Raw genomic sequence first — 5293 nt, 5'->3', positions numbered from 1 at the left:
GCACTCATACAAAGAGTAGAACAACATACGTTTCGTATACAAATTCGTAAATCCGTCTTTTTCAATGCGCTCGATCTGTGGCAATACGTTACAGTATTGTTTTGCTCCGAACAATGAACTTGCATAACGGTAACGAGCTTCGTCCGTATCGTTCAGTTTCAGATACTTTTCCCAACATTCGATTGCAGCAGCATACTGATCGAATAAAATGTTCAACTCTGCATTTTCGCGGTACGCAGGTGCGTAGTTCGGATCAGCAGCCTGAGCTTTTTTGTACTCTTCGTTTGCCAGCTTATAGTTTTGAACGCGTTGGTAAATCTGAGCTTTACGTACGATTACTTTTGCAGAGTTCGGATCAATTGCCAGTGCATTGTTGTATTGTTCTGTAGCTGCGGAAGCATTCGAAGCACTTTGAGCGAGCAAAACGTCCCCTAATAATACGTAAGCATCCAGATTTTTAGGATCCAGTTTAATCGCATCACGCAAATAGATCTCAGCCAATTTCAGGTTTTTCAACGGACCTGTTGCATATGTTTCAGCAATACGGTGAAGTACTACCGGGTTTTTGCGTTTTGTTTTTTTGATCAATTCACAAAATTGTGAGCTTGCTGTTGCAGTATCACCGGAAAAATAAATTGCTTTGGATGCAGCAACCATTCCGAGTTTGTCTTCCGGGTTAATAGAACCCGCTTTTTTCCACATTTGGATTGCCTGGTCCTTCTCATCAACAATAGCGTAAAAATTTCCGAAAAAGAAAGCGTTCTCTACGCTGCTTGGATCAGCCTGAACCAACTTTTCATACTCCTTGCGCGCTAAATCATAACGCTCATTTTCCGTTTTCTTGTTTGCGTCTTGCAATGTTTGAGCCTGTACAGCTGTTCCTAAACCTAGTGCAAAAACGAATAGTTTTAACTTGTTCATGTTATTTTGTCTTTTCAACGTATGGATGCATTATACAATTCCTTTGCCAAATTAGTATAAACTGATCAAATCGAAGTATTTCTTAACGATTATTTCATACAAATCGACTTGGATGTGTGCTTCATTGATTGAAGTGAAGCGTATTGAAATTGAATGATATTTTTCTGAAAATCAATCGTAAAAGTAACGGCTCAAGGGGGTTCAAACGTTCAAAGAGTTCAATTTGGATTTGAACTTTTGAACTTATTGAACTCTTTCTACTCTGTTATAAAGTTGATTTCTCTTGGGGTTCCTTTTCCAGGACCTAATTCACATTTTTCCAGAAGTAATTGACCTTGTCTTCCGGAAAGAAAATGAATAAATCCGGTGTTTAATCCGTCGGGAGCTCCTGAATTGATATACCAGACCGGTCGGTAGAACGGGTATTTTTTCTCGGTGATAGAAGCTTTATCTGCTCTCCAGTAACTTCCTTCCTGATCCTGAATTGCAACAGTGCGGAATTGTTTCAAACGGTTTTTTACAACTGAATCATCGAAATCGCTGATGAAGTTGTAGCCAATTACTCCAAGGGTTAAAGGATGCTCCTGAACATATTTGATCAACTCTTTGGTCGATTTGGTTGCGTGAACACCTTCCCCGTAAGGGACACCTTTCAACCAATTCAGCATGTAATTGAAATTAGCGGATTGAACACGGTCAAAAACCACTTCAACCGGTTTTTTGGAAGCGGGCCAAACAGCATTTTTCCCCGTAAGCATAGCTTTTAGCTGCGCTTGCGTCAAAAGTGTGTCATTATTCCCCAAATTGACGATGAAAACAACGGCATCATGGGCAAAAATTTCGCTTTCAACCTGGATATTGGAAGTCCGTAGACTTTTTTTCTCTTTATCCGTGAAATCCCTTGAAACGAAGATTGTTCGTGTTTTTCCATGAGCCATGGCATTCATAGCATCTGTTTCGCTGGTATAAACAAAGTCGAGCTGAGCATCCGGGAAAGTCCCCATAAACGTATAGCTCGCTGTTTCCATCAAAGGTTGGTAAGATTCGTCCGCGTAGAATGTTTTTTGTCCTTTTCGGGGAGTATCTTTTGGTTTGGATTGGTCGCATGCTGAAAGTAACATGCTGGTTCCGATAATCACTAAAAATGGTTTGAGCTGTCTCATCTTTTTTCTTTTCTGTCGTTTCGAATACCAATATACAAACGATAACCGCGATAGAATGCGTAAAGCAACAACATGGCGATCATGATTTGTCTTTTGGGACCGAATAGCGTCTGTAAAATCAAATCGGTGAAAAGCAGGTAGCCGGCAAAGATCAAACACATGATGATCATGAAACCGGAAATAAAATAAGTGACGTTTTTGTACATATCGGATGAAAAAAATCCCCCTCGGCAGAGCCGGAGGGGGATAAATTTTGAATAACTATATTAATTCAATTTGAAGGATACCGGAAGTGAGAAAGTAGAGTTTACTGCTTTACCATTCACTTTTCCAGGAGCCCATTTCGGCATTCCTTTTACAACCCGGATAGCTTCCTGATCACACTCAGGACAGTCGGTTACACCTTTCTTCACTTTTACGTTAGAAATGAAACCGTTTTCACTGACTACGAATTGAAGGTAACATTTACCTTGTAATCCCATTTCAACGGCTGTTTGCGGGTACTTGATGTTTTCACTCAAATACTTCAACAATGCAGCACGACCACCAGGGAAATCAGCAGCCTCATCTACGATGTCGTAAATAATCTCTTCTTTTTTCTCTACTTTTTCCTCTTTCGGTTTCGGAGGAGTCGGGTCTACTTTTGCAAACGGGTCACCTTCGTTCTCGTTCGTTGTCGTGGAAGCTTTCGTGTCTTCCAATTCAGATTGAAGAGGTGGAGGATTTGTTACTTCATCATCCGTTACTACAGGAGGTAAGAACTGGATGGTTTTCTCCATCGGCGGAATTTCCGGTTCAAGAGGTTCAATAATATCCTCTTTGTCCAAAGGAGCATCCACAGCAAAAGCTGTCAAGTCCAAGGGAGATTCTTTGGGTTTTTCTTCCGGAAGGGTCATAATGAACTTATAAATCCCGAAAGTGGTCCCAATGAACAGAATCACACCAGCCATTACAAGTAACAAGTTTCTGCTGTAATTTCTACGGATCTGATACGCACCATATTCATGGTTACGGTCTTCAAATACGATGTCATTACGCTCTGTAGATGTTACTTGCTGCCAGCTTTTAGAGCTTAAGTACTCGTATAACGAAATACCTGCTACTAATAGAATTACGATTGCTATTAACATATTACTTCTTTAATGTTTTGTCTAACAATGCCTGTTCGCTGTTCATGATATCAACCGGAGCAATGACCCCGATGGATGCGATGTACAACTCATCAATCACGTCAATGAAGTTTCGTGTCTTCGCCTTCATATCTGTTTTTACCAGTACTTTCAACGCTTTGTTATCTTTCTTCGCTTCATTCAAATCTTTTTTATAAACCGAATCATTGATTTGCTTGCGTTGCAGTTTTCCGTCTAATTCCAACTTCTTGTTCAAAACAAATTTGTTTTCATCTGCAAGAAGCTTGCGAATTCCGGTAGGACCAAAGTCTGTTTCAGTCAATTCTGTTGCCGGTTTTCCTTTGGTATTTCCTTCCGGGTAAAACTCACCTTTGTAAAAGAACAAACGATCATCAGAAACAATAAAGGTAATCGCGTTGTTTACCAATTGATCTTCTTTTGGTTGTTCTGGCTTTTCGGGATCTTTCGCCGGATAAACCAAGCTCATTACTTTTGGTTTCGCAAATGTTGAAGTCAATACGAAGAATGTCAACAACAAGAAACCTAAATCCACCATGGGAGTCATATCGATGCGCGCAGGACTTCTCTTAGGACGCTTTTTGCCTCCTTTTTTGCCTCCGCCGTCATCTTGTGCTAATTCTGCCATTTTTTCTTGCTATTTTATTAATGTCGTACTGGTGCTGCCTCTTGCGAAGTCACAAAGTTCAAGTTATTCAAATTCAGGTCGCGGAATGTTTCAATTGCGCTTTTCACACGCACATATTCCGCATCCATTGCTGCTTTCAATACAAACTTCGGTTTGTAATCATCCGCTTTTAATGGAGCTGCATTCTTACCTTGTTTCGCACTTTCTTCTTCAAACATTTTCTTTCCGTAATCCAGCATTTCGCGGTTTGCGAAATTGACCCAGTCTTTCAATTCATTGTGTGTACTGTCTGAAGGAATTCCTGTTTCAGTAGGGAAATTCTTTCTTCCTTCACCATCCAACGAAAGGTATTGCGGAAGTTGGTTCATGGAGCATCCAATACTTGTAATTCGTGCGAATTCTTTGATATTGTCTTCACTCAACGGAACCTTGTACTTAGCTGCCATTTGGGCAAGTACTTTTTTACGAACCTCTTCACCTGTACAGGAAAAGAAAATACGACCTCCTTTATCAACAGTTACCAATACCAAAGTCTTTTCCGGAATTTCTTTGTCTCCGATAGACGATGGAATAGAAACTTCAACTGGTTCATCAGTACGGAATGTTGCTGCAAGCATGAAGAAAGTAACCAACAGGAACGCCAGGTCAACCATCGGCGTCATGTCGATGGATGGGGATCCTTTGGGTGTTTTAATTTCTGCCATTCCTTAGTATATTATACCGTTTAACGGATATTAGTTATTAGCATTGAAGTTTTGAACGATAGCAAATCCAGCCTCATCCATTGCATGTGTCATTTGGTCAATCTTCGTGTTGAAGAAGTTGTACATTACAGTTGCAACAGTAGAAGCGAAGATACCAAAGAACGTGTTGATCAAGGCCTCAGAGATACCGATAGATAGTTTCGTTGTATCCGGAGTACCAGCACCCATCGCCTGGAATGATTTGATCATCCCCAATACCGTTCCGATCAAACCGATCAATGTACCAATAGATACACACGTAGAGATAATAACCAGGTTTTTAGACATCATCGGAAGCTCCAATGAAATTGCTTCTTCGATTTCAGCTTTGATGATTTCTGATTTTTGCTCTTTATCCAAAGAAGCATCTTTACTTACAGACTCATATTTCTCTAATCCTGCACGAATAACATTCGCCAAAGATCCTTTTTGCTTATCACACTCTTCCAAAGCACCCTGGATATCGTTTGATTCCATCAAATCCTTGATGTTTTCAACGAATTTGTTGATGTTTCCGCGACCTTTAGTTTTAGAGATGCTGATGAAACGCTCAACAGAGAAAATGATAACGATTAAGTTAACCGCCATCAAGAAAGGTACGATAATACCACCTTTGTAAATCGTTCCAAGGGTGTTTCCATCGATTGGGTGTTCATTCACATCCCCGTTAACGAAGTTTGATGGATCTCC

7 protein-coding genes are annotated in these 5293 nt (G+C 40.4%); all 7 read right to left on the bottom strand.

Translation table 11 applies throughout. The features are described 5' to 3' along the window. Positions 1–921, bottom strand: a 921-nt coding sequence (locus tag Q1V93_RS17880; RefSeq protein WP_367183834.1) for a tetratricopeptide repeat protein, incomplete at its 3' end; no start/stop codon positions are given. A 257-nt stretch (positions 922–1178) separates the two neighbouring features. Continuing rightward, a complete protein-coding gene (locus Q1V93_RS17875) occupies positions 1179–2084 on the bottom strand; it encodes a substrate-binding domain-containing protein (protein WP_300666543.1) in 906 nt (301 codons plus the stop codon). Further along, positions 2081–2290 (bottom strand): hypothetical protein, encoded by a 210-nt coding sequence (locus tag Q1V93_RS17870; RefSeq protein ID WP_300666542.1) that lies wholly within the window; start codon positions 2288–2290, stop codon positions 2081–2083. The genes Q1V93_RS17875 and Q1V93_RS17870 overlap by 4 nt, the downstream gene beginning before the upstream one ends. 60 nt (positions 2291–2350) lie before the next feature. Next, positions 2351–3214 (bottom strand): energy transducer TonB, encoded by an 864-nt coding sequence (locus Q1V93_RS17865; RefSeq protein ID WP_300666540.1) that lies wholly within the window; start codon positions 3212–3214, stop codon positions 2351–2353. A 1-nt stretch (position 3215) separates the two neighbouring features. Then, positions 3216–3860, bottom strand: coding sequence for a biopolymer transporter ExbD (locus Q1V93_RS17860; RefSeq protein WP_300666538.1), 645 nt, complete (start codon positions 3858–3860; stop codon positions 3216–3218). Between the two features lie 17 nt (positions 3861–3877). Next, positions 3878–4564, bottom strand: coding sequence for a biopolymer transporter ExbD (locus Q1V93_RS17855; RefSeq protein WP_300666536.1), 687 nt, complete (start codon positions 4562–4564; stop codon positions 3878–3880). A 30-nt stretch (positions 4565–4594) separates the two neighbouring features. Further along, positions 4595–5293: MotA/TolQ/ExbB proton channel family protein (locus Q1V93_RS17850; RefSeq protein ID WP_300666535.1), on the bottom strand; the 699-nt coding region annotated here is incomplete at its 5' end.

The organism is Fluviicola sp. (genome assembly GCF_030151805.1).
In the GTDB taxonomy this organism is placed as follows: domain Bacteria; phylum Bacteroidota; class Bacteroidia; order Flavobacteriales_D; family Crocinitomicaceae; genus Fluviicola.
Note: the sequence above shows the minus strand (reverse complement) of the source record. Positions and strands in the feature narration are given on the sequence as shown.